Source organism: Thermococcus paralvinellae, assembly GCF_000517445.1.
In the GTDB taxonomy this organism is placed as follows: Archaea; Methanobacteriota_B; Thermococci; order Thermococcales; family Thermococcaceae; genus Thermococcus_B; species Thermococcus_B paralvinellae.
In genome coordinates, this window is the sequence record NZ_CP006965.1 from 1,847,659 (window position 1) to 1,872,596 (window position 24,938).

Sequence of the window (24,938 nt, forward strand, 5' to 3'; positions counted from 1 at the left end):
AAGAAGCAGATTTCTGCAAAAAACTTTTTATACAACTGATACTAAAAATGTCTGTAATGTTATATACTAAAAGTAAAAAGGTGACAGCTTATGTTTGAAGTTGAGAATCTCAAGAAAAAAACGATCAATGACTATTTCCCTATTGTTGGTAAAGATACAATAGATAGGATAAAAAGGAAAGCCGAGAAATTTGAAGGCTCTGCCATTGCTAATGTAAATTCAACAGCTTATGGTGGGGGGGTTGCAGAAATACTCCACAGCTTAATACCTCTGATGAGAAGCCTTGGAATTGAGACAAGATGGTTCGTGATTGAGGGAACAGATGAATTTTTTAAGGTTACTAAATCTTTCCACAATGCTCTTCAGGGAAACAAAGAACTCAAGCTTACAGAGGATATGAAAAAACTTTATCTTGACATCAACAAAAAGAACTCAGAGGATTTTGATTTGAGTGTTTTTGACTATGTTGTTGTTCACGATCCACAGCCAGCTCCCTTAATAGAGTTCTATGAGAAAAAGAAGCCTTGGATTTGGCGCTGTCATATCGATTTAAGCGACCCAAACATGGAATTCTGGGGCTTTTTAAGACAGTTTGTTGAAAAATACGATCGCTATATCTTCCACATGCCAGAGTATGTACAGAGTGATCTCGATAAAAACAAAGTTGTCATAATGCCCCCTTCAATAGACCCTCTTAGTGAAAAGAACATCGAATTAAAGGATAGTGAAATTGTAAAAATCTTAGAAAAGTTTGACATTGATCCAGACAGGCCAAAGATAACCCAAGTTGCAAGATTTGATCCGTGGAAAGGAGTATTTGATGCAATTGAAGTTTACAGAAAAGTCAAGGGAAAAATACCTGATGTTCAACTATTACTTGTCAGTGCAATGGCACATGATGATCCTGAAGGCTGGATATATTTTGAGAAAGTCCTTAGAAAAGTTGGAGAGGACTATGACGTCAAAATTCTGACGAATTTAATTGGAGTTCATGCTAGGGAAGTAAACGCCTTTCAAAGGGCAAGCGATGTCGTTCTCCAAATGTCAACAAGAGAGGGATTCGGATTAACTGTTAGCGAGGCAATGTGGAAGGGGAAGCCAGTAATAGGTAGGGCAGTAGGCGGAATTAAGCTCCAAGTAGTTGATGGAGAAACAGGATTTTTAATTAAGACAGTTGACGAAGCAGTAGAAAAAACGCTTTATCTGCTTAAACACCCAGGAGTTGCGAGGGAAATGGGTAAAAAAGCTAAAGAACGGGTTAAGGAGAACTTCCTCATAACACGGCATTTAGAAAGGTATTTAGACCTCTTCAGTTCATTTATTCAATAGTGATGGAAAATGGAGATAAGTGAAAAGGTCTTGGCAATGCTCACAAGACTTGGCTTCACAAAATATGAAGTTCTCACATATTGGACATTGCTAGTCTATGGTCCAAGCACTGCAAAGGAAATCTCAGAGAGAAGTGGAATTCCATACAACAGGGTTTATGACACAATAGCTTCGTTAAAAGCTAGGGGGTTTGTGAGTGAGGTAGAGAGTTCTCCAAGAGTTTACGTTGCTTTTTCTCCTTCAATAGCTTTCCTCAAATTCAAAAAAGAAGTTGATGACATTAAAAGACAGCTTGAAAAGGAGCTAAAAAAAGTCAAAGTAAAAGAAGAGGAAAGACCGGGAATTTGGAGAACTAAGGATTTGGATGAGGCCGTGGAAATGGTTAAAGAATCACTGGACATCTCGGAGTATGAAGTAATCCTTGTAGCTCCTGAAAAATTTTTAGAAAAACTTGAAGACAATATTAAAAATGCCCTGAAAAAAGGTGTCACAGTGTCTCTTTATACCGAGGAAAGGATAGATTTGTCTGATTTCACTAAAATTGGAAACTTATTTGTAAGGAAATTCCACAAGCTTAACCACTTCATTGGAATGTTTGATGGTAGAGAAGTCATAGATATCCAAAATATAGGCTTTAGACCTAGAAATCCGCCAAGCTTTAAGGCAACTTATCCAGAGATTATATTCTCCCAATATAGTTTCATCCGGGAGGCTTTTAAGGAATCAACCTTGATACTCGAGAGTATAAACCGCAAAGATGATTTACGCTTTTTCACGACTTTTCATGCCGTGGACTTGATAAGACGGCACTTAAACGATAGCAACATCTATGCAGAGATTATAGCTAAGAACCTGACAACAGGCGAGATTGAAGAGCTTAGAGGAAGGGTAGTTGGGTATACCGTAGCGATGGAAGAGGGCATAGATAATTTTGATTTGGAAACTGATAAAGGAATATTCAAGATTGGTGGAATGTTTGCAGTTTTAGAGGATTATGAGACTACAAGAATTAGACTTATACTGACCTAAGGTGGTGTATATGATAGCTGTTGCAACTTTTACAGATCCTCGACCAACTGCTCTTTCAGAAGAACGTGAAAGGGCTTTGATGGAAAAGCACAAAGCTTTGATTGAAGCTTTGAAAGAATTTGAGGTTTTAGATATTAATGCAGAGCTAGGGAAATACGAGGCACTTAAAAAAGGAGAGAATTTTGGAATTGACGATAAGGAGGAAGTTCTTGAGGCAGCAAAAATAATAAGCTCAAAAGATGTGAGTGGAATAATTCTAGGCTTGTGGCACTGGACCGAGAGTAATCTCATAACCCTTTTGGCTAAAGAGACGAACAAGCCTTTGCTTTTATATGCAGATGACGATCCAGCATGGGCTGGAACGACTTGCATAACCTCTGTTGGAGCCTCGCTCTGGGAAAGTGCTGTAAACTACTATGCTCTTCATCACACGAGACTGAAAGGCGATGTTGAAAAAGTCAAGGCATGGGTTAAAGCAGTTGAGGCAGTATCAAAGCTCTCCAAAAAGTCCCTCCTCATCTGGGGTGCTCCTTATACATTGGGAATGGAACACTTAATGGACGATTTGCCGAGACTAAAGCGCTTTATCGGAGATTTCTTGATGTTTGATCAGTACTTAATTGTCAGAAAAGCCGATGAGATGCTAAGCGATGAGAAACTTAGGATTAAAGTAGAGGAATTCTACGACTGGCTCACTTCAAAAGCTAAAGTAAAGTTTGACAACGTTATGTTGACCCCAGAAGCTCTGAGGAGGCAGATAGCTATCTATCTGGCAGCAAAAGACATTTGGGAACAATATAAAAATGAGGTTGCGGGAGTTTCAATTAAATGTCAGCCAGAGCTGAGTGAGATTTATGGAGTTACTGCATGTTTAATCCCAGCGCTGTTTCCATTCAACTTAGATGCAAAAGGAGAGAAGCCAATAATTCCGGCCACTTGTGAAGGAGACATTAAGGGAACTATAAGCTCAATTCTGCTGTTCTACTTGAGCAGAAAGCCGCCTCTTTTTGGGGACATAAAGTATGTGGACGATGAGCTCGTTCTTATAGCAAACTGTGGAGCCTCTTCGCTTTATTATGCAAAGCTAAGCGAAAATCCAGAGGAAAATCTAAATGCAACGACAATACAAGGACAGTGCCAGGGAAAGAGCGGAGGTGCGTTGACATACAGAACTCCAAAGACAACTCTTACGATTGCAAGGCTTGTTAGGATTGATGGAGAATATTACCTGCTTTACTTCTTAGGTGAAGGGATCGAAATAACTGAAGAAATTGAGAAAAAGCTTAAATGGGGCAAGCAGTGGCCTCATACAGCTGTGAAAAACCCTCTTGACAAGGAGAAATTCATTGCAGTTATAGGTGCAAATCACCTCTCTGCTGTTCCGGGGGACTACACTACTGAGCTTAGATTCATAGCTAAGCTTTGGGGAATCAAAGCTGTTAACTTAGCAGACGAGAAAGATGTCAAAGAGCTTTTGGAAAAGGTATGATTTTTATATCCCCTTTCTTAATTTATTCTGATGAGCCATGTATAAGGGGTTGGCTATAATTTTTGGCTTTCTCTTTTTAGGCGAAGCTCTGGTTAGAATGTTGGGTCTTCCGATTCCTGGCAATGTTGTAGGGATGATTCTCCTAACTTTAGCGTTGGTTTTCAACGTTGTTAAGCTTGAAGATGTTGAGAAAGAGGCGGAGCTGTTAGTGAGGAACATGAGCGTAATGTTCATTCCTCCTGGAGTCGGTATAGTTTTGTATTGGGGCTTAATCAAAAGCCAGGCAATGCCAATTTTTGTAGCTTTAATAGTGAGCTTCTTCGTAACAATGGTTCTGACAGCTAAGTTTGTTGAATTCTTAAGGAGGGGAAGAGGATGAACAGCTTTGGCGTCTTTTTAACCTTGGCCTTATTCTACCTGTTCTCAAAGCTCTATCAGAAAAAGAGGGCTTTCTACTTGAATCCTGTTCTTCTCTCAATACTCTCAATTGCCATAATTTTAAGGACTTTTAACATAAGCTATCAGACTTACATGGAAAGCGCACAAATACTGAGTTTCCTTCTTGGCCCAGCGGTTGTTAGCTTAGCTATTCCCTTATACAAACAACGGGAGGTTATTAAGACCTATTCAAAGGAAATTGTTCTAGGGATATCATTTGGGGGAACTCTGGCAATTTTGAGCGCATTTTATGTTGCAAAGCTTTTAGGGGCGGAAAAAATAGTTCTGCTTAGCATTGCTCCTAAGAGCATAACCACAGCAATAGCAATTGGGGTTAGTGAGAAAATAGGAGGTATACCAGCTTTAACAGCTGTTCTCGTTATTTTAACTGGAATAATGGGGAATGCCATTGGTGTTGAGGTGTTGAATCTTGCCAGAATTAAAGATAAAGTTGCTAGAGGGTTGGCCATGGGGGTTACTTCTCATGGCTTGGGAACTGCTAGGATAATTCTCGATGATGAGCTTGCAGGAGCAGTCAGCGGATTGGCAATGGCATTAAATGGGATTTTCACTTCTATTGTTCTTCCTTATCTCATCAATATCCTCAAGTAAGCACTCGCTTATTTTAAGTCTATCCTGGGCATCTAGGAAAAGTGTGAAGTCTCTCTTTGCGACTCTGTCATCTAAAGGGGCATGCTCAACAAGAAAAGCTATTATCTCGGCTGTGCTATAAGGGACTTTGATTTTAAGTTCATCAGCTTTTTTGAATAGTTTGTCCGGGATTGTGAAGATGTCTTCGCCTTTTTTCACTTCAATGCTAATCTTTGAATTTATTTGTTCCCAAATGAGAAGAGTGTTTTTGGCTTTTTCAATCTTTTCTAGGGCTCTATGCTCAAGAATACTTACATTGGCCCTACTTGTGCCTAAAAGCTCGGCTATTTCACTCTGCTTTAATCCTTTAGCTCTGAGCTGCAATATTCTAATCTGTTGTTCAGTGAGGAAGCTCTTCATTTTTAAACACCTTAATTTAACATTATATTAACTATTAAAAATTTTTTGGATATGCTCAAAATATTTATATCCCTCTATCAATATAGTTTAAAAGGGGAATCCCTCTATGAACAAAGCAAGAAACCCCATATTCTTTATCGTTATTTTGATAATCCTAATTTTGAATTTAGGATGTATTAACATGCGATCTTCTCAATCTACGCCCTCACTAACAAATACTATTTCACACCATACAATGGTAAAAAATGTTGGGCCTCATATAAGTGATTTCAATGTTATGGCAGAATACGATGAGGAGGGCAATGTTTTAATAATACTTGTAGAAGTGAGAAATGAAACCAACTATTTAAGGGTCGATGGAGTATTAAACTTAAGAATCGTTGACAAATTTGGGGTGCCAATATACAATGGAACAATTAAAATTAAAAAAACAGACTTCAGAGTATATGAAATCAACAACACAACGGCTTACAGGGCTCAATACATAATAGAGAGTTCAAAATTTGAGAAGGGGTTATCTAATGTGGGACGTGTTTATGCTGTTTTGGAAGTTGGTAATCAAAGCTTAGAGAGAACATTTCTTTCATATAAACTACCAGAAATGAACAGAGAAAAGAAAAGAGTATACCTTGAGAAAATTTATCTTAGAAATGCTTACCAATCAAACACAACTCAAATTATTGAAAATCTAACAGTGAAAGTAATTCGGTACGGAATTTATATTAATCCAGACGATTTAAGGAAGTATTTGAGGTTTGATGTAGTCCTTAGGAACAATAGAAAAAATGAAGTTAAAATTATTGGAGAGAGAGCAGTGTTATTTGTTAATAGCTACCCAGTTGAGGGATACAGCATTGGATGTGAATATCCTTTAAGGCTCAAGCCAAACAGTTCAATAACAAAAAGCATTTTCTTTCCCTTAGAGTTTGTGGACACTAGTACTGGAGAAATTTTCCTTAAACTAGAGGAAATAGAGGAGTCCCCTGAAAAATTGCTAAATGTTAGACTGCCAAAACTTAACCGTGCTATCACTTATATCCCAATTAATATTACAAAAAATGCAGAAAAGTTTTCTATTACAATAACAATTGAGAAGTACGCGTCGTTTGTCTATGAAACACTCGAAGGTTCCGATAAGGGTGTACAAGTTGTTCTAAAACTGAAAAATACAGGAGCTAATGAAATCATAATAGATCCACAAAGTATTGAATTAATAGTTAATGGAACAAGTTTTGCACCAATCCAAACAGAGGATATATTCATTAGACTAATGCCGAACTCAGAAAAAGAGACATGGTTGCTTTATCCATATGCAGAGGGAAAAGGGGTACTAAAACTTCATTTAATTGACTGGAATAGGGAGGAATTCCTTGAATTTCCTCTTGGAACAATTGAAAAGCCAAATGTCACCAAAGTTGTTATGAACAAAACAATGGTGGTATATCCCTTTGTCATCAAGCTGTTAGAAATTGAAAAGCTCCCGTATCTTGAAATAGACAAAATGGAAACAATGGTAAGGATTAAGGTTGAAATTAAAAACATTGGAGAAATTGAACACATAGCTGGATTTGAAAGGTGGGCACTAGCAACCCAAGAACGAATAGCTTATATAAATCCCGTCTTAAGTCAGATCGGAGAAGTTATCATCTTACCCGGGGCATCTACAATAGGTATGGTCGCTTTTACTGGTGTTCCAGATGTGGAAGAATATAAGTTGAAAATACCAATCCCAAGATGTCAAAAGACTGTGGTATTTAAGTTGAATTTAACTGTACACTCGAAATCTTGAAGAGGATGCAACTGCTCGGTATACACAGCGTGTAGATAGATACGCGAACTTGAGAACTCTGTGAAAAAATACATAAAACCTGGTTATTTCCAAAATAAAGAAAGAATTATTTGCGTGCATACTTGTAGAACATTTCAAAAAACTCAAAGACGTTGTTCGAGCTTTGAATAATTTTGTCTAAATCCTGTCTCAATTGATTGTTCCTATATATATCTAATATATTATCGACAATGTGTGTCAATATGCGTTTAAACTCGTCTTTATCCTTTTCGTTGTGCACTGCATATGTTCTAAATTCTGTTACTTTGTAATAATCTACCGCAACAAACACATTGAATATGTCTTTATCCTTCAGAGACTCTGTTGTTGCTTGGAACTGAAATGCTACATTATTTGCAATTGTACGCAACACATTGTCACAATTAATAAAACTGAATTCACAATGTTTATGTGAATATTCTATAAACTCATCAAACAATTTTTTAACATCCAAGTTTGTCTTTAACATCAGGTCTATTATGTCTTTTGTTGTTTTGGCGAAACCTTTTTTAAACAGTGAATGTACAAAAAGTGGGTGGTATGCCTCTAATAGTGCATTTTCTTCGCCTACACGTGTTATTTTGAAAATGATTGCTTCGTTCTCATCTTGTGCACCAAGAACAACTTTAATATCGTGAAGATAGGCAACAAAAGCATCATCAACGCATTTTGTCGTATCACATGTTCTAAAAGCAGTGTCTATAAAATTACGCACTGCTTTGAGACTTTTTTTTTTGATTAAGGCCTTTTCTTCGAATAAATTCACGTGATACCACCATAGTACATATGATACGATAACAAATTAAATGTTTTGTTTCCAAATTAAGGAAAGGAGTTTTTATAATCTTTGAAAATTAGTTCCTTTTGAGTGAGTTCCTAGAACGTGCTGCCGCGTTTTGGTTAAAACATGAGCAAGAATTTTAAAAGAGTTTTTGGTGGTCCCGCGGCCCGGATTTGAACCGGGGACCTGCGGATCTACAGTCCGCCGCCACTCCCAGGCTAGGCTACCGCGGGACCCTACAGCCCAGCCCTTCGTTATGTAGTCCATGTAGTGGATTTATAAATTTTTCCCTAAAGAAATTGGAAAAAGACAAGAATTAGTCTTTCTCAACTTTTACTCTAAGTTCCTCTGCAAACCAGTTGACACGTTGTGGGAATGGAATCTCAATTCCTTCCTTATCGAGAGCTTCCTTAAGCTTCTGTAAGATTGTACTTCTTACGTCAAACCACTTCTCACTTGGGGCCCATGCTTTGACATATATATTGACACTGCTTTCTGCGAGTTCATTAACGTATACCATTGGCTCCGGTTCTGCCAAAACGAGAGGCATCTCTTCCAACGTTTTCTTTATAACCTCAATGGCTCTGCTTATGTCTTCTTTGTATGCTATTCCTATCAGTACATCAACTCTCCTTGCTGGATATTTCTGAAGATTTCTTATCTCACTGTTGAACACTTTTTCATTTGGGATTCTAACTAAAGTTCCGTCCCAAGTCCTTATCCTCGTAGAGAGAATTCTTATGTCATTGACAATCCCAGAATAGCCAGCAACTTCAACAGGGTCGCCAATTTTAAGTGGCTTGTCAAAATACATAAATATGCCGGAGATAAAGTTTGCTATTACAGTTTGAGCAGAAAAACCTAAGACTATACCAGTTATTCCACCTGCAACTACTAGTGTTGTAAGTTTTCCAGTGAAACCGGCTATGTTAAGTGCTATTAAGAATGCAATGGTAAGGAGAGAATAATAGAATAGCTTAGCTTTCAGTTGCATTTCTGGTAGATTGCCTTTTTTTGCTCCACTCATTAAAAGATAATCCTTCGATTTCTTTGCAATGAGATATGAGAAGTAAAACACAAGAAAAGCCGTTATTATGTTACTTAGTGTTGTCCCGGCTATTCTAATAGACAAAATGCCCAGTGTATCAAGGGAGTATATCATAGCAATTACGATGACTAGCTTTTGTACCGTGTTAGCGGTGTCCTCATTAATTATCCACACATATTTCGTTGTTCTTGAAAGCTCGATAATCCATTTTTTGAGAAGGTTTGCTAATACTAAGCCAATAATGGCAATAGCTATGGCTTTTCCAACTGAGAGCATGGTTATATTGGCCAACGGCATTGAGGAGAGCAGTGCAGTTGTATTTAGTGGAATCTCCATCTTTACCACCTCATCAAGAAGTTGGGTAACGACAGTGCCTCTCTAGTGGGGGTTAATCCCTCCTTTGGGGGTTTTCCAGTATTGTTGACTTCGGGAGTGTGGTTTTTTGTAGTAATTATTAGGAGGGGATAATAGGCTTTATCACTTGTGTAGAACAATACACTGTCTTTTATCGGAAAGACTATCCTGTCGAGCATTTTCCATTCTTTAGAGGGATTACTAATAATTATCTTGGCTACCCCAATTGAATCAGGTTCTTTTATGTAAAAGTCACTCTTATGGTATCTTGTAATAACACCAACATCCATCGTTCCGTAAAGGGCATATTTCTCTTTTCCAAGCAGAAAGTGGTCTATTGTGAGATTCCCAACTTTTACATCAACTTCTATTGGTGCTTCGATATATCCAGAAATTGCATCCTTTGGGGGGACAGCAATTGGTTCGTTCAGCTTAACCATTAGAAGCCTAACTCCATAACCAACGGCTGGGGAGGGTAGAATTTTAAGTCTATCAGCTTTTTTTATTATTCGTCTAACCTCATCTCTCCGGTAAACAACAATTTCGTCAGTTTCTTCGGTGAGATGAATTTTTTTGTCCCAAACTTTGATGAACTTTGTTCTCAGCTCATATTCTCCAAACATAAAGAAAAATAGGAGTTGGAAGATTTAAATTTTGCTAAGTGTTTTTAAGGAGTTAAAAATGTTTAAATGAGAAAGCTAGAAACAAAATGATGGGTGGCTGAAAAATGTATGAAAGGGATAAGCTCTTAAGCGAGATTAAGTTTCTCATGGAAAATGACTACTTGTTTGAAATGTTTAAACGAACTTTTGAAAAGTATGAATACTACTTTAATACCACAAACTACATTGTCCTAAATGTTTATCAGTTTAATGATCATGGAAGTATTCATGTCCTTTTGACGACTAGAAGAGCATTGGAAATCCTAAGAATTCTCAAAAAATTTGGTATTCAAACAACAGCAGAAAAACTTGGCAAGCCTTTTGAGTGGAGCAAATTCATAGTTGCATTTGGTGCTTTGTTCCATGATATTGGAAACATGATTCACCGCGAGAACCACTACCTTTTCAGCACGATTTTAGCAGAACCAATCATAGATGAACTTGCCAAGGAGTTTGAGAAGACGGACTGGCTGCTTTTGAAGGCACTGACTCTTAATGCAATATATACCCATGATGAAGCAACGCAGTGCACAACAATTGAAGGTAGTTGTGTTACAGTTGCTGATGGCTGCGACATGGAACAGGGACGTTCAAGACTTGTTCACAAGAAAGACAAGGTTGACATTCATTCAGTTTCAGCACTTGCAATTGAGAAGGTTGAAATAAGCGAAGGAGACAGCAGAACACCAATAATCATAGATGTCAAAATGAAGCACCTATCTGGAATCTTTCAGGTTGACGAAATCCTGACTAAAAAAGTTAGGAACTCTTTGTTGAATGGAAAAGTTAAGATTAGGATTCATGCAGAAAACCAATTGCTGGAGAAGGTGGTTTAATGCTTTCTCCTCTTTTTGAGGCGTATTTGGATTTGAAGTATTTGCTCAATAGAGGATATAAGAAAAACGTTGCATTGAATTTTGTAGCTAATCACTACAAGCTGAAAAAGGAGGATAGGTATCTCTTAACTAGATGTGTGTTTAGTGATAAAGAAATAAAAGCCAGAGAAAAGAAGAGAAAGCCAATTGATTTTATACGAAATAAAGTCCTAGCTGTTGATGGGTTTAATGTTCTAATAACTTTGGAATCGGTTCTTGAAGGAAAAGCTATACTTTGCGAGGATGGTCTTGTTAGAGATTTAAAGTATCAAAGGGGATATAGGCTTAGTGAAAAAACTAAAGAGATGTTATTTTTCCTCTTGGAGTTTTTATCTAAGTTTAACCCAAAAGAAGTCATCCTTCTCTATGATAAGCCTATCAGCAAAAGTGGAGAAATTGCAAAGCTCACAAATGAAATTATGAAAAAAGTTGGTCTTTCTGGAACAGCAGAAGCCACAACTTCTGTGGATTTTGAACTTAAGAAATTTCAAATTGTTGCAACTTCGGATTTGGCTGTTGTTGATAAGGTAAAATATGTTGTGGATATACCACAGGAATTCTCAAAGAGTAAGGGAATTAAAATAAAAGAGCTCGAAGAAATTTTAAGAGCGGGAATAGAGATTTATTAACTCTCTTCTAAATCTCTCCTGTATTCATAGACGATTCCATCATCTACAATTGCATAGACGTCATTATCCCCTTCTTGATAATGCATTATTGGCTTATCAATCAAGTCAAATGTCTTTCTCAGGTCTTCTTCTGTAGCAAGTGTGATTTTCTTATCTACTTTATTTGGAATTCCTTTAATTATGTATCTCTTTAGGTCTTCGAGTCCATCTTTTGCACCATTTGCTTTTGCTGTGTACACCATTCCAAAGATTGGGAGAGCACTTAAAAGTGCTAAAATTGGGAATGCTTTCTTCGCTGTGCTGACACTAGTTGGTTTTCCGAGAACACTCAAGAAGTTTGTCTTAACTTCCCTGTCAACTAAGTTTTTCTTAGTTTTGACTTCCTCATTTGTGAAATATATGAGCCCGTTTCCTGAATCTATGACCATGTTAATGGTTTGCTCAAATTTTTCATTAACCTCCTTTCCGTTAACTTTTCCTTTGGCTGAAACTTGGACTATAATTTTTATGTCTCTTGAAAGTCTTTTAATGCCAAGACCCTCCGTAACTTCTGTTGTTCTCTTATTTATCTCATTTAGATCAAAGCTTATTGCCTCTACTATCATTCCATTTTCAAGATCTCCGCTTCTTTCTACGAGCTTTTCTTCCCAAAATATTATCTTTTCTTTGCCTTTTGATGTGTAATATGTTGTCACTATGGTGAGCTTGTATTTTCCAGTTATTTCCTCTCCAGGAGTGAGAGTGTAAACGTAAACTCCTGCTATTGACTCAGTTATGTCTTTTGGATAGTACTCCATGCTCTTTACGTTCCCATAAAGGGATACATTAGAAAAGAATGCTTTGTGCTGAAAAACACCTTTCTGCATATAGCTTCCCACATTCTTAGTGGTTCTTGTTACAGACTCTTTTTGAAAAGCTAGTACACTATAAGTTGAGAATAACAAAAAGAATATGAGTAGCATTCCAAATGTTATCTTGCGTTTCTTCGTCTTTATTTTTTTCAAATTAGTTTTCATCAACTTTAATACCTCCAATTTTGTTATCTATAATAATGAAAAATGTCAGCTCTATGGGCAGGGACAGCAGTGATCACAGTTGTCTATAGCTTCAACCTCTATCGAATCTGTTTCTATCTCATAACCCACAATCCAAGCACCATCATTGAGTGCATACGTTCCTTCACTTGTGAACTCTTGGTGTCCCGCAGGGTTAACTCTTGTATAAATTGTTATGTCCATATGTTCGCTTTCACCTTTTCCAACAGTTACTACCCATTCCATATGGGTGGAGCCCATATTCCCTCCTCCTTGTTTCACAAAGGTATAGCCTCCGTCTGTTGCTGAAGTTTGGCTTAGGTCAACTTCAAATTCTGCTGGAATGACGTCTTTAATTGTAAATTCTTCCTCTGGGCCGTAGTTGGTTATTTCTATCCTTATGGTCCAGCTTTGGTTTGTTTTTATTGGCACAGTTGTGTTTCCACTTATGAGAATTTTTGTTAGCTCTACTTGAGGCTCAATTACATTAATTTTCAGTGGACAGACACTTATCTCGGCATCTCCTCTATCCCACTCCGCATAAAGCATGATTGGAACTTCGTAGCTCCCTACTGGGGCATCACCGGCTGCACTTACATTTCCTTCAAAGGAGTATTCCTCTAGGTCAAACAGAATAACCCATCCACTTTCAAGGTCTACATTTACTCCAGAAGGTAAGCTTGAGTAGTCTCCTTCAATTCGTGCTTCTAACGTTTCTCCAAGCTGGTTTTTTATTGTTAGAGCATTAAATGTCAGAGACCTTCCCTGCTCTACTGTAACAACTGCAGAATAACCACTCTGAGTACACTGGTAACTTATGTATGATTTATTGCCTTGGACTATATCAACCCAAACTTTTCTTTCACTTTCATATTCTCTGAAATTCCCGCTAGAGCCAATGAGTATCATAGAACTCGCTAGCAAGATTAAAAACACTGCACTCCATTTCATAATCCAACACTCTCCCTGAGTTTATTAAAAATCCTTGAGCGATGAAGTCTATATCTGACTATGTCTTCGTTTCCAGTTCCTACTGCAAAGTAGAGGAGAGCCAAGAAGAATGATGCTTCTGCGAGATATGCAACAAATGGTAGATAAGGACTTACACGATAAAGTTTTGTTAGAGTTCCTTCAGGTAAAATTGGCAGATATGCATAGATGTTAATTTTCTCTCCATAGACTCTTGTATCTTCCGGAACACTTACCCGAACTTTTATCTTTTCTTTATTGTTTCCAGGTATCTTAAACGATTTTTCACCTAAAATTTCAACCCTATCCCCTTGGGCCTCAACGAAGTATAAGAATGGGTAAATGGCATTATTTTCTAATGTCAGCTCTTTTTCAAAAGTTGAGCCTGGCAAATACCATCCTTCTCTCTGACCACTGGCGAGGGTTGAGGAATAGCTGAAAGTTAAAGTTCCCCATGAGAGCATCATCGAGAGGATTAAAACTGCCACTATTAGGGAGGCAGTTACTGCATAAAGTGTTTTAAATTTCACTCTTATGTACTTCCTTTTACCCTTCTTTTTTCTCTCCTTTCCACTGGTTGTCAAGAGGATTGCTCCAAGAACTAAAAACACTATTGCAATATACAGGTTTGAGCTTTTTTTAGAGAGATCTTTTATATAATCTCCTGCTCTTGGTATCTTTAAAGGTTCTCCCCCAATTGTCACAACCTCGCCTATCACTGCATCTTGTGCTATCTTTGGGTTTTTGTCTTCTTGCTGATCCGTTGCAACATTATTGTCACCTTTTGTTATGTATCCCTCGTAATCTTTTGCATAGACCCTATGAACTGTCCATTCATTATTCATTTTAAAAACAATAATATCATTGACATCGCCTTTTGAGAATGGATTTATGAAAAACAAATCTCCTTTCTCCAATGTAGGCGTCATGCTATCCGAGTAAGCATAGGATATAAGGATTGGTCTATCAAGAACAAATCCAGCTATTGATGTGATCAGGAATAGACCAACAACAAATGTAAAAAGAAGCTCTAGAAATTTCATCCGCACGCACCTTCATAAGCTTGTATTTTAAAGCTTCCAGAAACTTCACCAAGGGTATAATTTGTGGTGTTAATATAGATACCAACATTCACTGACTCATATTCACCCAGTGTAAAGCTAATACTATCCTCGGGTGTCATGTTTGAGTAGTAAAATCTTAAGCCATCCATTTGTGAAGTAATAATTACGCAAATAACTGATGTTCCTGTTTGGGTTACATTGTTCTCTACTCTCATAACGTCATCAAACTTGTAAATTGCATCTCTCGACAACCCCTCTCCGTATCCGGGGTAAAATGGATTATCCTCACTAATATCAATTGTCAAATTTCCTCCATGATAGAGAAAAGCATACGGTGGGAGTGGTGTCTCAATAGTAAATGCACCATTACCATCTTCAAGAGCATAAGAAATAGGTACTGGTTTGTTAATGCTAATTGAGAAGAACAATACGAAAATTACTGCTACAGATAATATTATCTCCTTATTGATCACTTTTATCGCCTCACAAATAAAAACTAAAATATCTGAGAGCAAATGCTCTCAATAAACTAGATTCATCATCACGGGCATGCGCCTGCAATTGCATGTATCTGAAGTTGTGTTTGATAGGTTCCTAGTGCCATGTTTGTGTTGTCGAATATAAACCCAATTGGGACTGGGCTTCCATGGTATACTGTAAATGTTATTGAAGCAGCTGGACCTGCACTTGGGCTACTATAGTCGCCTGCGAATACTTCAACATCGTACGAACCTGAAACGCTGAGGGTTACACAAATTGGGTAGTCAGTTTGATTGTTTTCCCAAAGATCGTTGCTAACATTAAACATTTCTTCAAAAACATAGGTTGTGTTCGGGCTGAGTCCAAGTCCACCCCAAGCTGGCCTGTTTGGGTTATATTCGCTGATATCAATGTACAATTTTCCATTGCTTAAGCGTGCATATGGTTGTACTGGTGTCAAATCAATTAGCTCATTGTCATCTGCAACAATAGCAACTGTGATGTCTCTGTCTGCTTCATAATACCTAAAGTTGGCTCCAGCGCCAACCGCCAACATCATCCCTACTAAAAGTAGGGCCAAACCAATAAGTTTATTCATTTTTTATACCTCCTTACTCACTGTCCGCACTTGCCAACCAAAGCAGCTGGCTCTGTCCCAAGTCTGTAGGCTTTTATTCCCATAGCAACGTTCCATATGTCTCCTGGACTATCGCCATCTGCACTCAAGTCAAGACCAATCTTAACTGTATCTCCTGGTGTAACTACGAAACAAACATCCTCATCTGCTGTATCTGATGAACTAGCTATGGCTCCAGTTGCTACTTCATATACATCTCCCTCATGTCCGTAGAACTCTACGTTAGTGCTGTTTGAGGTTATCCTAACAACTATAGTCATGTTCTCCCAAAGGTCGTTGCTAACTTCAAAGACTTCATCAAAATTGTATTCACTTGATGGGCTTATTCCGTTTCCATATCCTGGATAGTTTGGGTTATTGACTGAGAAGTCAATTACTAGAACACCGGTTACGTCGTCTATGTATGCATAGGGTTGTATTGGTGTTAAATCAATTAGCTCATTGTCGTCCGGAACAATATGCCAGTGGACGCTTCTGCTTGCATTGTAATCACTAAAATTGGCTCCTGCACCAAGCACGAGACCAAAGGCCACTAAAAGGCCGAAAATTCCAAGTGCTAACTTTTTCACTTTTTTCATCTCCTTATTTTTCGGAGCCCCCTTGAATAGGGACTTCAAAGGAAATCTTTGCAACTGATGTATATAGGTAATTAGAAAATTCGAAAGGGTAATCGGTAATTACCTCTCTCCTTTTATGATTTTTCTTTCTTTCATCCTTTGAACTATGGATAAAGCCAAAAAGGCGCTTGAAATCACAAAACCCTCCCAGCTTTGTGCTATGTAACTCAATATCACTGAGCTAAGAGCAAGTATGGTATAAACAGTGGCCCATCTCACATCATTTTTATTTACAATCTCCATGTAGACATCAACGTTTTCAGGAATTCGGATGAGTTTAATGGTTCCATGCTTAAATTCTATTATTCCCTCCCTTTCCATCTTTGGAATGTGAGTTTGTATCAGGCTTACATAAACGCTTTTTCTGTGTTTCCTGTCAGTATTCCCTTCTTTTTCTGCAATGTATCTAACTAAATCTCTGAGATCAGCTTCTCCATTTGATTTCTGTAAGAACTCTATGACACACATTCTCCTATCGTTCCCCAAGATCATGGCTGAGGTAGTCATTTATCTCGCCTCAAACGGTAATGTCGCCGATGATTGGTGTTGATATAGTACACCTCTATTATGTTTTCTTTGATAAGGCTTCTAAGTACGCTTTCAACTTTTTGTCTCGTACACTCAATCCCTCTCTCGTTAAGCTTCCTAGTAAGAATAGCAACAGTTGAATAACCTTCTCTACGTAGAATATCAATGATATTCTCTCTAAGTTTCTGCTTCATACTACTCACCTTACGGTATTGTCGTATGCTTATACTATAAATACTTTCCTAAAAAGTCTGATTTTTAGAAAATTGTAAATTTTAGAGCATATAACTCTCAAAAAAAGAAAATTTGCTTTTTATTATTATTTAATCTTTCGCTTTTGAAATGGAGTAATTTGAAAAGTTTTTTAATTTTTGGAAAATTTACAATTAGTTTCATGAAAACAACAACTTGATTACTTGAAATCCAGCAATAAGAAAATTTTAAATCTGGAGCCCGGGGGTTTGGTAGCCCCGCGGGGATTCGAACCCCGGTCGCGGGATCCAGAGTCCCGCATGCTTGGCCGCTACACCACGGGGCTATGCCCATGAACATTCACACGATGAAGGTTTTTAAATTTTACTCCTTTTCTCTCTTTAGGTTTTTTCATGCTCCCAATACTCTCTCTGCATCTATGCAAAAGCAAAAATTTATATTTTTCTTCCGTGTAATCATTACCGGGGATTTCAATGGACTTTGCCCTCTTTATGGAAAGATATGGATACAAAATTCTGTTGCTGATTGTTAGCGCAGCTGTACTTGCAGTCATTCTCACGCCTTTTGTGATGACTTTCTGGGCCTTCAGCAGTAGCGGCATTGTGGCCGCGGTTATCGCGGTAATAGTGTTCGCAATAGGCATAGCATTAATGGTCGTCCCGAAATTCTCGAATTTTGCTGACAAGATAAGGCAGACTCACATCATTGAAGACTGGAACGAGAAAAAGTGAGTCTCTACAAGAAATAAGAAAGCAAATTTTACACTAATGAACAATTTTCGCTGATGCAAGGTTTAGCCAAGCAAACTGTTTGTTAGAAAAGTTTGTTGGCGGGCCGGGCGGGATTCGAACCCGCGACCACCGGGTTAAAAGCCCGGTGCTCTGACCAGGCTGAGCTACCGGCCCTCGCTTAGGGATAAGCCAATGTCATTTTATAAGCTTTACTATTGTTTAGTCCCAATAACAGTTGACCAACAGGAAGACTATTGTTCAATTTTGCACTCTTTCAAAGCTTTGATGCAGAAAAGTTTGTTTGGCGCCCGGGTCGGGATTTGAACCCGAGTCGCGGGAGTGACAGTCCCGCATGATGGGCCGGGCTACACCACCCGGGCGCTTTGAGTGGCCGGCGGCGTCCCCGGTTTCCCGCCCCCTCTCGGAGGGCAGTACACCCGGGATCGCTGGCGGGCTTAACTTCCGGGGTCGAAACGAGACCGGGTGTAACCCCGCCGCTATGGCCGCCGTACCGATACATACTCACCGTTAGTTGATTTATAAAGTTTGCGGTGTTGAAAAAGATTAATAATGCTGAACTCCTAAAACTTCAAAGGTGGTGATAATGGGATTAATTGAGGATAAGGCTTTAGTTGAGGCGGCTCTTTTCGTTGCCGGGAGGCCTTTGAGCATAAAAGAACTCTCAAAAGCGCTTGGAATAAGGTCTCTTGATTATCTAGAAAAACTGATTGAGTTAATTGCTGCGGAGTATGCTGAGAGAAAAAGTGCAATCGAAGTTGTTAGGGTTTTGGGAGATAAATATGTTATGCAGGTTAAGCAGGAGTACTCTCAGAGGGTAATTCACCTGATGCCAAAGCCTGACTTAAGGACTGGTGAGCTAAAAACCCTTGCATTAATTGCATATCTCCAGCCAATAGAGCAGAGCAAGATAATAAAACTCAGGGGAAGTCAAGCATATGAACACATCAAGCGTCTCCTTCAAATGGGGTTAATTTATGCTGAACCCTATGAAAGGACTAAGCTTCTAGGAACAACTCAAAAGTTTGCTGAGCTTTATGGATTTCCAGAAAATGACCCACTGCTAATTAAAGAGGCATTCAAAAAGGTTGTTCATGCTGAATATGCCGATTTAATCGAAAAACTTGAGAAAACTGAAAAAGGTGAAAAAGAGGCTGAGTAATTTCTTGGAGCTTTAGTTTTCTAATTTCTAAGCAAAAAAGAAAATTCGTGGTTATTTTGTAAAATTTGGAGCTTCAAAAAGTTTAAATACTTGAATTGAAAATTACTATCTAGGTGAGTGTATATGACCGTGTTGACCAAGGAACAGATTGTTGAGCTTATCCGAAAACAAAAAGGACTCAACTTAGATGAAATCGAGGAAAAAATTGCTGAAATAGTTCAAAGAGATAAAATCTCAGAGCATGCTGCTGCTCTATTACTCGCTGAGCAGCTAGGAGTTAACTTGGAAGAGACAGTTTCTCTGATGTACATCGCTGATTTAGTTCCAGGCATGAGGGATGTGAACATAGTCGGCAGGATTATGCGCAAGTATGGAGTCAGAGAGTACATTAAGAAAGATGGAAGCAGGGGGCAAGTTGCAAGCCTCTTAATTTATGATAGCACTGGAAGAGCTAGAGTAGTTCTCTGGGATGGGAAAGTTTCCGAATACTATAATAAGCTTCAGATTGGGGACATAATAAAGGTAATTGATGCAAATGTCAGAGAAAGCTTGGCGGGACTTCCAGAGCTTCATGTGAACTTCAGGAGCAGAATAATTGTGAATCCAGAAGACCCAAGAGTAGAAGAGATACCTCCGCTTGAAGAAGTTAGGACATATTCATATTCAAGAAGGAAAATTGCAGATATTATGGGTGGGGAAAAGTTTGTTGAGCTCAGAGGAACAATTGCAAAGCTTTACAGAGTTATAGTTTACAATGCATGTCCAGAGTGTAAGAGGAAAGTTGACTATGATCCAGGAATGGAAGTGTGGATTTGTCCGGAGCATGGGGAGGTAACACCGCTAAAAATGACAGTAATTGACTTTGGAATTGATGACTCAACAGGCTATATCAGGGTTACACTGTTTGGTGAAGACGCTGCTGAGCTTTTGGGGGTTGATCCAGAGGAAATAAGCGAAAAGCTAAAAGAGCTGACAGAGATGGGAATGACAATCAAGGAAGCTGGAAGAAAATTAGCCGAGGAAGAGTTCTATCCACTACTTGGAAGGGAAATAATCGTTAGAGGAAACGTTGTCGAAGACAGATTCTTAGGACTTCTCCTCAAAGCGTCTTCATGGGAGGATGTGGATTATAAAGGAGAGATTGAGAGAGTTAGGAGAGAGCTCAAAGGCATTCTTAAGGAGGTGTTCTGATGGAAGAGCTTCAACCACAAATTAGACGTAGAAAACCAGCTGTGGAGAGAAAAATCGGTGAGATAACTGAAGAAGATACAAGGGTTGCATTAATTGGAAAGGTAGTCAAAGTGGATAAGCTTGACTATTTATTCTGGCTGGATGATGGAACTGGTGTTGCTGTAATCGAGACAGAGGAAAATGTCCTTCCAAAAGTTGGAGAGACTGTTAGAGTAATAGGCAGAATAATCAGAAATGAGGGAATGCACATTTATGCCGAGGTTGTTCAAGACTTTGGTGACGCAGATTTGGAAGCTTTAGAAGAAATTCAAGAGCTTGAGAAAAAAGTTTTGCCAAAAATTGAAAATGCCTTGGCGTGGTGGTCAGAATGAAGAAGCGCTTACCCGCTACAAGAGTTTATATTAAAGACATCCTTGAGGGATTCTATGTCAAAAGCGAGGGTGACTTTGAGCCCAATTATCTAATCACAAAAGATGCGAGAAAAGTTTACAGAGCTAAGATAGTTGCAACTGTTGTGAGAGACCCAGTAATAGCTGAAGATGAGACGTATGGAAAGTTTCAAGTTGATGATGGCACTGGTGTAATCTGGGTTCTGGGATTCAGGGACGATACAAAGTTTGCCAAGCTCGTTAAAAAAGGCGACTTAGTGCAGATTATTGGAAAGATTGCAGAGTGGAGAGGGGATAAGCAGATTTTGGTTGAAGGAGTTTCAAAAGTTCATCCAAACATGTGGATTCTCCACCGCTATGAGACACTGAGAGATAAGGTGGAGCACATAAAGAAGGCCAAGATTGCGTTTGAAATCTACAACACATATGGCATAACAGCAAAAGCCAAGGTAATTGCAAAGAATAAGGGGATAAGTGAAGATTTGCTTGAAACAATTGATGAGCTCTATGCAATAATGATTGAACAAAGGGCAGAGGAAGCATTGGAAGAGGAAATGTTCGAGGAAGAAGAGAAGAAAGTTGATGAAACCCTTGAAGAGGCCAAAAAGGCTATACTTGAGATATTGAGATCAAAAGGTGAAAGACCAGTTTCAAGAAAGTATATAGAGAGAAAACTGCAGGAGAAGTTTGAGCCAGATGTCATTGATGACGCTATCAGGGAACTCCTGGCAGAAGGGGAAATCTACGAACCAGAAATTGGCTATTACAAGATTCTGGCTTGATTTTATTTCCTTCTTTGTTAAAAATAGAAAAATAAGCTTAATATTGTTCTCTCATTGTCCTTATTACTGGGTCATAAATAAGTGTTGAGGTTATGCTGTCCACACTCCTAAAAAATTCTTCCTTTCCTTCTTCAAACCTCATGTTATCAACTTTGATTATTTCACACCTGCTACCAAGAATCCACTTTCCGAGGATTATTTTTTCTTTTCCATTGTATGAGGCGTCAATTCTTATGAGGCCGTATGGTACATCTGCGGTCCACCAGTTTGCTTTAAAGTCTATTTTCCATCCTAGCTTTTCTAGTTCCTTAACCATAATATCCATTGTTTCTCCGGGACCATAAGGAGTTCTAAAAGTAATAACGAGCCATAACTCATCTCTCCCAAGATTTTCCTCAAATACCTCTTGAAAAGTCATAATCTCACCCCCGTTGTGATTGAACCAAGGAGGAAGCTAAACACAGCCAGATATATCGCGGCTTTTAATTTTTTCTGGGCCTTTCCAGCTATTTCAGGTGTTGGATTCTTCAAAAGCTCAAAAACTGCGGCTAAAATTAATCCATCAACAACTATCATTGGCAGATATCCGATTCCAATTCCCACTTTTATTGGCAAAAATGATGCCATAACTGTCATTATCCCAAATAAAGACGCCAAATAAGCAGATTTCTTAATTCCCCACACAATTGGTAGAGTTTTTGCTCCTTTCGCTTTGTCTCCATCAATATCTTCGATGTCTTTCATAATTTCTCTAGAGAGGTTTACCATAAAGGCGCACAATGCTAAATATCCGGCTAGTCCAATTTTGCCTACTGCAATTGCACCATAGAGAGGTGTTGCTCCTGTTAAGCTTGCAACCATGATATTCCCAATGATCGGCAGTGGCTTGAGCTTCCACGCGTAGATAAATAAGACAGAATATGCAACTACAGCTAGCAGAAATGCATATATGTTGAGTTGATAAGCTAAAACAAGCCCCACAATAAATAAGAACACAGCGTACCAAAAGGCAGTCTTCCTCGACATTGCCCCTCTTGGCAGAGGTCTTGTTGGGCGGTTGATTTTATCAATCTCATAGTCAAAGTAATCATTTATTGTATTCCCAGCACTGCATCCTAAAAATATAACTGCAAAGATTAGAAATGCTGTTTTTAACTCTGGAAAATGTCCTAATGCTACAATTGCGCCCAGTATACCAACTAATCCAGCGACAAAACAATTATGGGGTCGTAATATTTCAATAAAGGCTTTGGGCTCCACTATACGCACCTAATATAAAGAAAATTGTGGGGTATTAAAACCTTTTCCTAGAGGCCATTTCTGTCCAATAAGCCTAGTTCTTCTCCATCTTCTCTAACCCTAATTCTCCCGAATCTAATTTCACGAACTTCCTTCATTATCTCTTCATCTAAAGGGGTTAGGATTTCAGCTTTCAGTTCTTTGAAGTTTATGAACTTGAGAATTCCTAATCCCAGGCAGAAACCTTCTTTGTCAATTAAGCCAAGAAGGATATTGCTTAACTTTTCAAAATCAAAATACTGTAGAACATTTTTATCAATCTGCCTTGGAACATTTGCAATATCAACCTTTACAACAAAGTACTTTTCTCCAATCTTTCTCCCATGGATTATTAGCCATTTAAACAGAGTTTCTAGGAGGGATTTTTCATTCTCATTGATTTCTTCACCTTGAAAGAGCTGGGTTCCACTTATGATGAACTGATTTAGGTTAATTGTATATGGCCTTGAATCTTTAAAATACTCTTTCCATTTCTCTTTTCTTATCTTCTTCCTCTCCTCTCTGCTGAATTTTCTTGCCTTTTCGCTTACTTTCAGACGGAAAATTTGGATTTTTCCTTCAAATGGCTTTAATATGGGTTCTAGCTCATCTTTTCTTTGGAGTGCAATTAACACATCAGGTTTGACAGTTTCAATCTTCATTCTCTTAAGTTCAACACCTGAGCCACTAATTAATCCTGTTGTATCTATAATGATTACATCAGACTTTTTCTCTGCTTCTTCTGTAAGTAGCTTAACTCCCGCAATCATCTCTCCAAAAAATTGATTTGGAGTTATACTACCTACAAAGTAATGTTTGTACGCTTTTATATCTCCAAAAGACTCAAATAGCCCATCTGGGAATCCTAGGCTTATTGTGGCCGGAGGAAGAATGCCTTTCTGTCCAATGTCACTGTCAATTATCGCAACTCTGAATCCTAACGAAAGGAGCTCATTTGCTAAAAAAGTTGCTAAAGTTGTTTTGCCACTATCAACCCCACCCAAAATCATTATTTTAACTGGCTTTTTATGATTTTCAAGGATTGTTAAAATATCTCTTCTATCCTCTGGTACCTCTTGAGTGTACTTTGCCTTGTTCATGGTTTAAATTTCTCCTCCTAGAATAAAAAGTTAACTTAGGAAAAGCTTTATATTTGCGATCTAGTAAATGGGTGAATATATGGCTGTTCAGTTTACAAAAACCAAAAACTTTATTAAACTCTGAAAGCTTAATTTTATAATTGACAAGGAAAAATTAGGAGGGTTAAATGATGGAGGAAAAAGTTTCACTTACCACTAGACAAATCGAGCTCTTAAGAAAGCTCTACAAAGAGGGGAAAACAATTGAAGTCCATACGGTTGAGAAAACTCAGGATGAACTTGCAGAAGAGCTTGGAATTACAAGACAAGCACTGAGCAACCACCTTAAAGTTTTAAAGGATCTTGGCTATATAAGGACTGGAAGAGGCTTCATAGACCTCACAGAGAAGGCACTAGAACTTCTTGGTGAAAGAAAGGGTGACGTTTTTGTCTTTGTGAAGATCGAGCCAACGAAGAGAAAGCAGGTTTACGACGCGATAAAGAAGCTTAAGGTCAAGAGGGTTTACAGAGTCACAGGAGATATTGAATTGATTTAATTGTAGAGGCTGATAAGACTAGACTTGACGAAATCCTTGAGGAAATCGCTTCATTAGACGGGGTAAAGGAGACAGTTACTCACGTAGTCCTTGAGACTTTCTGAGTTTTTTATCTATAATTTTTTTCAATTCCTCTATGTTTGTTCCAAATTTGGCTGATACTGGGACAAAAAGCTCTTTGTAGTCCTCCCAAGTTCCGCTTAAGCCAAATTTTTCTATCAGCTTGTTGATTGTTAAATTTACATTTTTTATTTTATCGAGTTTATTAACAGCGACTATCGTGGGAATTTTAAGCTCTTGTAAGAACTGGAAGAATTCGACATCTATTGGTATTTCGCCTCTCTTTTCCCATCTCTCAATGATTTCTAAGGCGCTTTTACCATCAATAACTAATATCGCCAGCTCAATTTCGTCTGCATGTTCTTCAATAAAGTGGACAATTTCTGTTTTTATTTTTTCTTGAACGTGTTTTGGAAGCCCGCTCATGAAGCCAAATCCTGGCATATCAATCACTCTCTTATTTCTCCATACAATCTCAACAGGTTTTCTCGTAACTCCTGGTTTCTTCCCTCTCCTCACCTTTTTTCCGGTGAGTTTATAGATTAACGTGCTTTTACCAACGTTTGAACGTCCCACAAAGATTATCATTTTATCTCACCATATAGCTCTAATTTTTCCCTTTAAAGCTTAAGAACCAAAAATACTTAAGTGATAAATACTTCAAAAATATTTAGGT

The 24,938-nt window shown here is 38.3% G+C and carries 29 protein-coding genes, 4 tRNA genes, 1 rRNA gene and 1 pseudogene; 14 read left to right on the forward strand and 21 right to left on the reverse strand.

Going from position 1 to position 24,938, the window contains the following annotated elements:
- Positions 1–90: 90 nt before the first annotated feature.
- The 5 genes from treT to TES1_RS10095 are packed head-to-tail and all read left to right on the forward strand — an operon-like array spanning position 91 to position 4,897.
- A complete protein-coding gene (treT, locus tag TES1_RS10075; protein WP_042682434.1) occupies positions 91–1,329 on the forward strand; it encodes a trehalose synthase in 1,239 nt (412 codons plus the stop codon).
- Between the two features lie 9 nt (positions 1,330–1,338).
- Entirely contained in the window at positions 1,339–2,358 is a 1,020-nt protein-coding gene (trmB, locus tag TES1_RS10080) for an HTH-type sugar-sensing transcriptional regulator TrmB (RefSeq protein ID WP_042682436.1), read from the forward strand.
- A 10-nt stretch (positions 2,359–2,368) separates the two neighbouring features.
- A complete protein-coding gene (locus TES1_RS10085; RefSeq protein WP_042682437.1) occupies positions 2,369–3,847 on the forward strand; it encodes an L-fucose/L-arabinose isomerase family protein in 1,479 nt (492 codons plus the stop codon).
- A 37-nt stretch (positions 3,848–3,884) separates the two neighbouring features.
- The gene (locus TES1_RS10090; RefSeq protein WP_042682439.1) at positions 3,885–4,226 is read left to right on the forward strand and encodes a CidA/LrgA family protein; all 342 of its coding nucleotides are present in this window, start codon (positions 3,885–3,887) and stop codon (positions 4,224–4,226) included.
- Entirely contained in the window at positions 4,223–4,897 is a 675-nt protein-coding gene (locus TES1_RS10095; protein WP_042682440.1) for a CidB/LrgB family autolysis modulator, read from the forward strand. The genes TES1_RS10090 and TES1_RS10095 overlap by 4 nt, the downstream gene beginning before the upstream one ends.
- Here TES1_RS10095 and TES1_RS10100 read toward each other — a convergent pair.
- The gene (locus TES1_RS10100) at positions 4,841–5,296 is read right to left on the reverse strand and encodes a Tfx family DNA-binding protein (protein ID WP_042682442.1); all 456 of its coding nucleotides are present in this window, start codon (positions 5,294–5,296) and stop codon (positions 4,841–4,843) included. The two genes, TES1_RS10095 and TES1_RS10100, sit on opposite strands and share 57 nt — an antisense overlap.
- A 106-nt stretch (positions 5,297–5,402) precedes the next feature.
- Here TES1_RS10100 and TES1_RS10105 point away from each other — a divergent pair, with 106 nt between their 5' ends.
- Positions 5,403–7,085 carry a hypothetical protein gene (locus TES1_RS10105; RefSeq protein ID WP_144080614.1) on the forward strand — a complete coding sequence of 561 codons (1,683 nt, stop codon included), beginning with the start codon at positions 5,403–5,405 and terminating at the stop codon, positions 7,083–7,085.
- Between the two features lie 106 nt (positions 7,086–7,191).
- Here the strand turns inward: TES1_RS10105 and TES1_RS10110 are convergent, their stop codons facing one another.
- The 4 genes from TES1_RS10110 to TES1_RS10125 all read right to left on the reverse strand — a co-directional run bounded on the left by TES1_RS10110 (position 7,192) and on the right by TES1_RS10125 (position 9,930).
- Complete coding sequence (locus tag TES1_RS10110) at positions 7,192–7,890, reverse strand: hypothetical protein (protein WP_042682445.1); 699 nt, start codon at positions 7,888–7,890, stop codon at positions 7,192–7,194.
- A gap of 170 nt (positions 7,891–8,060) precedes the next feature.
- Positions 8,061–8,138: transfer RNA gene (locus tag TES1_RS10115), tRNA-Tyr, on the reverse strand.
- Between the two features lie 83 nt (positions 8,139–8,221).
- Positions 8,222–9,289, reverse strand: coding sequence for a mechanosensitive ion channel family protein (locus TES1_RS10120; protein WP_173391304.1), 1,068 nt, complete (start codon positions 9,287–9,289; stop codon positions 8,222–8,224).
- Positions 9,290–9,291: 2 nt separating this feature from the next.
- On the reverse strand, positions 9,292–9,930 hold the full coding sequence (locus TES1_RS10125) for a DUF432 domain-containing protein (protein ID WP_042682447.1): 639 nt from the start codon (positions 9,928–9,930) through the stop codon (positions 9,292–9,294).
- Between the two features lie 104 nt (positions 9,931–10,034).
- On the opposite strand from TES1_RS10125, the gene TES1_RS10130 reads away from it, so the two are divergent.
- Both TES1_RS10130 and TES1_RS10135 read left to right on the forward strand, forming a co-directional pair.
- Positions 10,035–10,805, forward strand: coding sequence for an HD domain-containing protein (locus TES1_RS10130; RefSeq protein WP_042682449.1), 771 nt, complete (start codon positions 10,035–10,037; stop codon positions 10,803–10,805).
- On the forward strand, positions 10,805–11,473 hold the full coding sequence (locus TES1_RS10135; protein WP_042682450.1) for a DUF434 domain-containing protein: 669 nt from the start codon (positions 10,805–10,807) through the stop codon (positions 11,471–11,473). The genes TES1_RS10130 and TES1_RS10135 overlap by 1 nt, the downstream gene beginning before the upstream one ends.
- Here the strand turns inward: TES1_RS10135 and TES1_RS10140 are convergent.
- From TES1_RS10140 to TES1_RS10180, 9 genes are all read right to left on the reverse strand, one after another.
- A complete protein-coding gene (locus TES1_RS10140; RefSeq protein WP_144080615.1) occupies positions 11,470–12,339 on the reverse strand; it encodes a DUF5305 family protein in 870 nt (289 codons plus the stop codon). The two genes, TES1_RS10135 and TES1_RS10140, sit on opposite strands and share 4 nt — an antisense overlap.
- Positions 12,340–12,540: 201 nt before the next feature.
- The gene (locus TES1_RS10145) at positions 12,541–13,458 is read right to left on the reverse strand and encodes a COG1470 family protein (RefSeq protein ID WP_042682454.1); all 918 of its coding nucleotides are present in this window, start codon (positions 13,456–13,458) and stop codon (positions 12,541–12,543) included.
- Positions 13,455–14,519 carry a signal peptidase I gene (locus tag TES1_RS10150; protein ID WP_042682456.1) on the reverse strand — a complete coding sequence of 355 codons (1,065 nt, stop codon included), beginning with the start codon at positions 14,517–14,519 and terminating at the stop codon, positions 13,455–13,457. The genes TES1_RS10145 and TES1_RS10150 overlap by 4 nt, the downstream gene beginning before the upstream one ends.
- Positions 14,516–15,013 (reverse strand): DUF1102 domain-containing protein, encoded by a 498-nt coding sequence (locus tag TES1_RS10155; RefSeq protein ID WP_158505963.1) that lies wholly within the window; start codon positions 15,011–15,013, stop codon positions 14,516–14,518. The genes TES1_RS10150 and TES1_RS10155 overlap by 4 nt, the downstream gene beginning before the upstream one ends.
- 68 nt (positions 15,014–15,081) lie before the next feature.
- Entirely contained in the window at positions 15,082–15,618 is a 537-nt protein-coding gene (locus TES1_RS10160; protein ID WP_042682457.1) for a DUF1102 domain-containing protein, read from the reverse strand.
- A gap of 17 nt (positions 15,619–15,635) precedes the next feature.
- On the reverse strand, positions 15,636–16,235 hold the full coding sequence (locus TES1_RS10165) for a DUF1102 domain-containing protein (protein WP_042682459.1): 600 nt from the start codon (positions 16,233–16,235) through the stop codon (positions 15,636–15,638).
- Positions 16,236–16,334: 99 nt separating this feature from the next.
- Positions 16,335–16,781: a DUF7344 domain-containing protein gene (locus tag TES1_RS10170; protein WP_042682461.1), complete on the reverse strand. Its 447-nt coding sequence runs from the start codon at positions 16,779–16,781 to the stop codon at positions 16,335–16,337.
- The gene (locus tag TES1_RS10175; RefSeq protein WP_042682462.1) at positions 16,778–16,996 is read right to left on the reverse strand and encodes a hypothetical protein; all 219 of its coding nucleotides are present in this window, start codon (positions 16,994–16,996) and stop codon (positions 16,778–16,780) included. Before TES1_RS10175 ends, TES1_RS10170 begins: the two co-directional genes overlap by 4 nt.
- Positions 16,997–17,264: 268 nt before the next feature.
- A tRNA-Gln gene (locus TES1_RS10180) sits at positions 17,265–17,340 on the reverse strand.
- A 148-nt stretch (positions 17,341–17,488) separates the two neighbouring features.
- Here TES1_RS10180 and TES1_RS10185 point away from each other — a divergent pair.
- The gene (locus TES1_RS10185) at positions 17,489–17,746 is read left to right on the forward strand and encodes a hypothetical protein (RefSeq protein ID WP_042682464.1); all 258 of its coding nucleotides are present in this window, start codon (positions 17,489–17,491) and stop codon (positions 17,744–17,746) included.
- Positions 17,747–17,842: 96 nt separating this feature from the next.
- Here the strand turns inward: TES1_RS10185 and TES1_RS10190 are convergent.
- The 3 genes from TES1_RS10190 to rrf form a co-directional block, all read right to left on the reverse strand.
- Positions 17,843–17,920: transfer RNA gene (locus tag TES1_RS10190), tRNA-Lys, on the reverse strand.
- Positions 17,921–18,048: 128 nt separating this feature from the next.
- A tRNA-Asp gene (locus TES1_RS10195) sits at positions 18,049–18,126 on the reverse strand.
- A gap of 9 nt (positions 18,127–18,135) precedes the next feature.
- Positions 18,136–18,257 (reverse strand): 5S ribosomal RNA (rrf, locus tag TES1_RS10200).
- A gap of 93 nt (positions 18,258–18,350) precedes the next feature.
- On the opposite strand from rrf, the gene scpB reads away from it, so the two are divergent.
- The 4 genes from scpB to TES1_RS10220 all read left to right on the forward strand — a co-directional run bounded on the left by scpB (position 18,351) and on the right by TES1_RS10220 (position 21,288).
- Positions 18,351–18,926 (forward strand): SMC-Scp complex subunit ScpB, encoded by a 576-nt coding sequence (gene scpB / locus TES1_RS10205; RefSeq protein WP_042682465.1) that lies wholly within the window; start codon positions 18,351–18,353, stop codon positions 18,924–18,926.
- Between the two features lie 123 nt (positions 18,927–19,049).
- Positions 19,050–20,117, forward strand: coding sequence for an OB-fold nucleic acid binding domain-containing protein (locus TES1_RS10210; RefSeq protein WP_042682467.1), 1,068 nt, complete (start codon positions 19,050–19,052; stop codon positions 20,115–20,117).
- A complete protein-coding gene (locus TES1_RS10215) occupies positions 20,117–20,488 on the forward strand; it encodes a hypothetical protein (RefSeq protein WP_042682469.1) in 372 nt (123 codons plus the stop codon). The genes TES1_RS10210 and TES1_RS10215 overlap by 1 nt, the downstream gene beginning before the upstream one ends.
- Complete coding sequence (locus tag TES1_RS10220; protein ID WP_042682470.1) at positions 20,485–21,288, forward strand: OB-fold nucleic acid binding domain-containing protein; 804 nt, start codon at positions 20,485–20,487, stop codon at positions 21,286–21,288. Before TES1_RS10215 ends, TES1_RS10220 begins: the two co-directional genes overlap by 4 nt.
- A gap of 37 nt (positions 21,289–21,325) precedes the next feature.
- On the opposite strand, the gene TES1_RS10225 is transcribed toward TES1_RS10220, so the two are convergent.
- From TES1_RS10225 to TES1_RS10235, 3 genes are read right to left on the reverse strand one after another with little or no spacing between them, the layout of a single operon-like run.
- On the reverse strand, positions 21,326–21,706 hold the full coding sequence (locus tag TES1_RS10225; RefSeq protein ID WP_042682472.1) for a hypothetical protein: 381 nt from the start codon (positions 21,704–21,706) through the stop codon (positions 21,326–21,328).
- A complete protein-coding gene (locus tag TES1_RS10230) occupies positions 21,703–22,548 on the reverse strand; it encodes a geranylgeranylglycerol-phosphate geranylgeranyltransferase (protein ID WP_042682474.1) in 846 nt (281 codons plus the stop codon). The genes TES1_RS10225 and TES1_RS10230 overlap by 4 nt, the downstream gene beginning before the upstream one ends.
- A 47-nt stretch (positions 22,549–22,595) precedes the next feature.
- Positions 22,596–23,666: a Clp1/GlmU family protein gene (locus TES1_RS10235; RefSeq protein ID WP_042682476.1), complete on the reverse strand. Its 1,071-nt coding sequence runs from the start codon at positions 23,664–23,666 to the stop codon at positions 22,596–22,598.
- A 167-nt stretch (positions 23,667–23,833) separates the two neighbouring features.
- Between TES1_RS10235 and TES1_RS10240 the strand changes: the two are divergent.
- Positions 23,834–24,306: pseudogene (locus tag TES1_RS10240) on the forward strand (Lrp/AsnC ligand binding domain-containing protein).
- Here the strand turns inward: TES1_RS10240 and engB are convergent.
- The gene (gene engB, locus TES1_RS10245) at positions 24,278–24,850 is read right to left on the reverse strand and encodes a GTP-binding protein EngB (protein WP_042682477.1); all 573 of its coding nucleotides are present in this window, start codon (positions 24,848–24,850) and stop codon (positions 24,278–24,280) included. The pseudogene TES1_RS10240 and the gene engB overlap by 29 nt on opposite strands.
- Positions 24,851–24,938 lie beyond the last annotated feature (88 nt).

Bases quoted from the DNA above. Each gene is read 5' to 3' on its own strand.
- TES1_RS10160 (WP_042682457.1), bottom strand. From the start codon at position 15,618: ATGAATAAACTTATTGGTTTGGCCCTACTTTTAGTAGGGATGATGTTG.
- TES1_RS10120 (WP_173391304.1), bottom strand. From the start codon at position 9,289: ATGGAGATTCCACTAAATACAACTGCACTGCTCTCCTCAATGCCGTTG.
- TES1_RS10225 (WP_042682472.1), bottom strand. From the start codon at position 21,706: ATGACTTTTCAAGAGGTATTTGAGGAAAATCTTGGGAGAGATGAGTTA.
- scpB (WP_042682465.1), top strand. From the start codon at position 18,351: ATGGGATTAATTGAGGATAAGGCTTTAGTTGAGGCGGCTCTTTTCGTT.
- TES1_RS10090 (WP_042682439.1), top strand. From the start codon at position 3,885: ATGTATAAGGGGTTGGCTATAATTTTTGGCTTTCTCTTTTTAGGCGAA.
- engB (WP_042682477.1), bottom strand. From the start codon at position 24,850: ATGATAATCTTTGTGGGACGTTCAAACGTTGGTAAAAGCACGTTAATC.
- TES1_RS10220 (WP_042682470.1), top strand. From the start codon at position 20,485: ATGAAGAAGCGCTTACCCGCTACAAGAGTTTATATTAAAGACATCCTT.
- TES1_RS10175 (WP_042682462.1), bottom strand. From the start codon at position 16,996: ATGAAGCAGAAACTTAGAGAGAATATCATTGATATTCTACGTAGAGAA.
- TES1_RS10140 (WP_144080615.1), bottom strand. From the start codon at position 12,339: ATGCAGAAAGGTGTTTTTCAGCACAAAGCATTCTTTTCTAATGTATCC.
- TES1_RS10185 (WP_042682464.1), top strand. From the start codon at position 17,489: ATGGACTTTGCCCTCTTTATGGAAAGATATGGATACAAAATTCTGTTG.
- TES1_RS10215 (WP_042682469.1), top strand. From the start codon at position 20,117: ATGGAAGAGCTTCAACCACAAATTAGACGTAGAAAACCAGCTGTGGAG.
- TES1_RS10125 (WP_042682447.1), bottom strand. From the start codon at position 9,930: ATGTTTGGAGAATATGAGCTGAGAACAAAGTTCATCAAAGTTTGGGAC.
- TES1_RS10100 (WP_042682442.1), bottom strand. From the start codon at position 5,296: ATGAAGAGCTTCCTCACTGAACAACAGATTAGAATATTGCAGCTCAGA.
- trmB (WP_042682436.1), top strand. From the start codon at position 1,339: ATGGAGATAAGTGAAAAGGTCTTGGCAATGCTCACAAGACTTGGCTTC.
- TES1_RS10095 (WP_042682440.1), top strand. From the start codon at position 4,223: ATGAACAGCTTTGGCGTCTTTTTAACCTTGGCCTTATTCTACCTGTTC.
- TES1_RS10130 (WP_042682449.1), top strand. From the start codon at position 10,035: ATGTATGAAAGGGATAAGCTCTTAAGCGAGATTAAGTTTCTCATGGAA.
- TES1_RS10150 (WP_042682456.1), bottom strand. From the start codon at position 14,519: ATGAAATTTCTAGAGCTTCTTTTTACATTTGTTGTTGGTCTATTCCTG.
- TES1_RS10135 (WP_042682450.1), top strand. From the start codon at position 10,805: ATGCTTTCTCCTCTTTTTGAGGCGTATTTGGATTTGAAGTATTTGCTC.
- TES1_RS10145 (WP_042682454.1), bottom strand. From the start codon at position 13,458: ATGAAATGGAGTGCAGTGTTTTTAATCTTGCTAGCGAGTTCTATGATA.
- TES1_RS10165 (WP_042682459.1), bottom strand. From the start codon at position 16,235: ATGAAAAAAGTGAAAAAGTTAGCACTTGGAATTTTCGGCCTTTTAGTG.
- TES1_RS10235 (WP_042682476.1), bottom strand. From the start codon at position 23,666: ATGAACAAGGCAAAGTACACTCAAGAGGTACCAGAGGATAGAAGAGAT.
- TES1_RS10085 (WP_042682437.1), top strand. From the start codon at position 2,369: ATGATAGCTGTTGCAACTTTTACAGATCCTCGACCAACTGCTCTTTCA.
- TES1_RS10170 (WP_042682461.1), bottom strand. From the start codon at position 16,781: ATGACTACCTCAGCCATGATCTTGGGGAACGATAGGAGAATGTGTGTC.
- TES1_RS10210 (WP_042682467.1), top strand. From the start codon at position 19,050: ATGACCGTGTTGACCAAGGAACAGATTGTTGAGCTTATCCGAAAACAA.
- treT (WP_042682434.1), top strand. From the start codon at position 91: ATGTTTGAAGTTGAGAATCTCAAGAAAAAAACGATCAATGACTATTTC.
- TES1_RS10105 (WP_144080614.1), top strand. From the start codon at position 5,403: ATGAACAAAGCAAGAAACCCCATATTCTTTATCGTTATTTTGATAATC.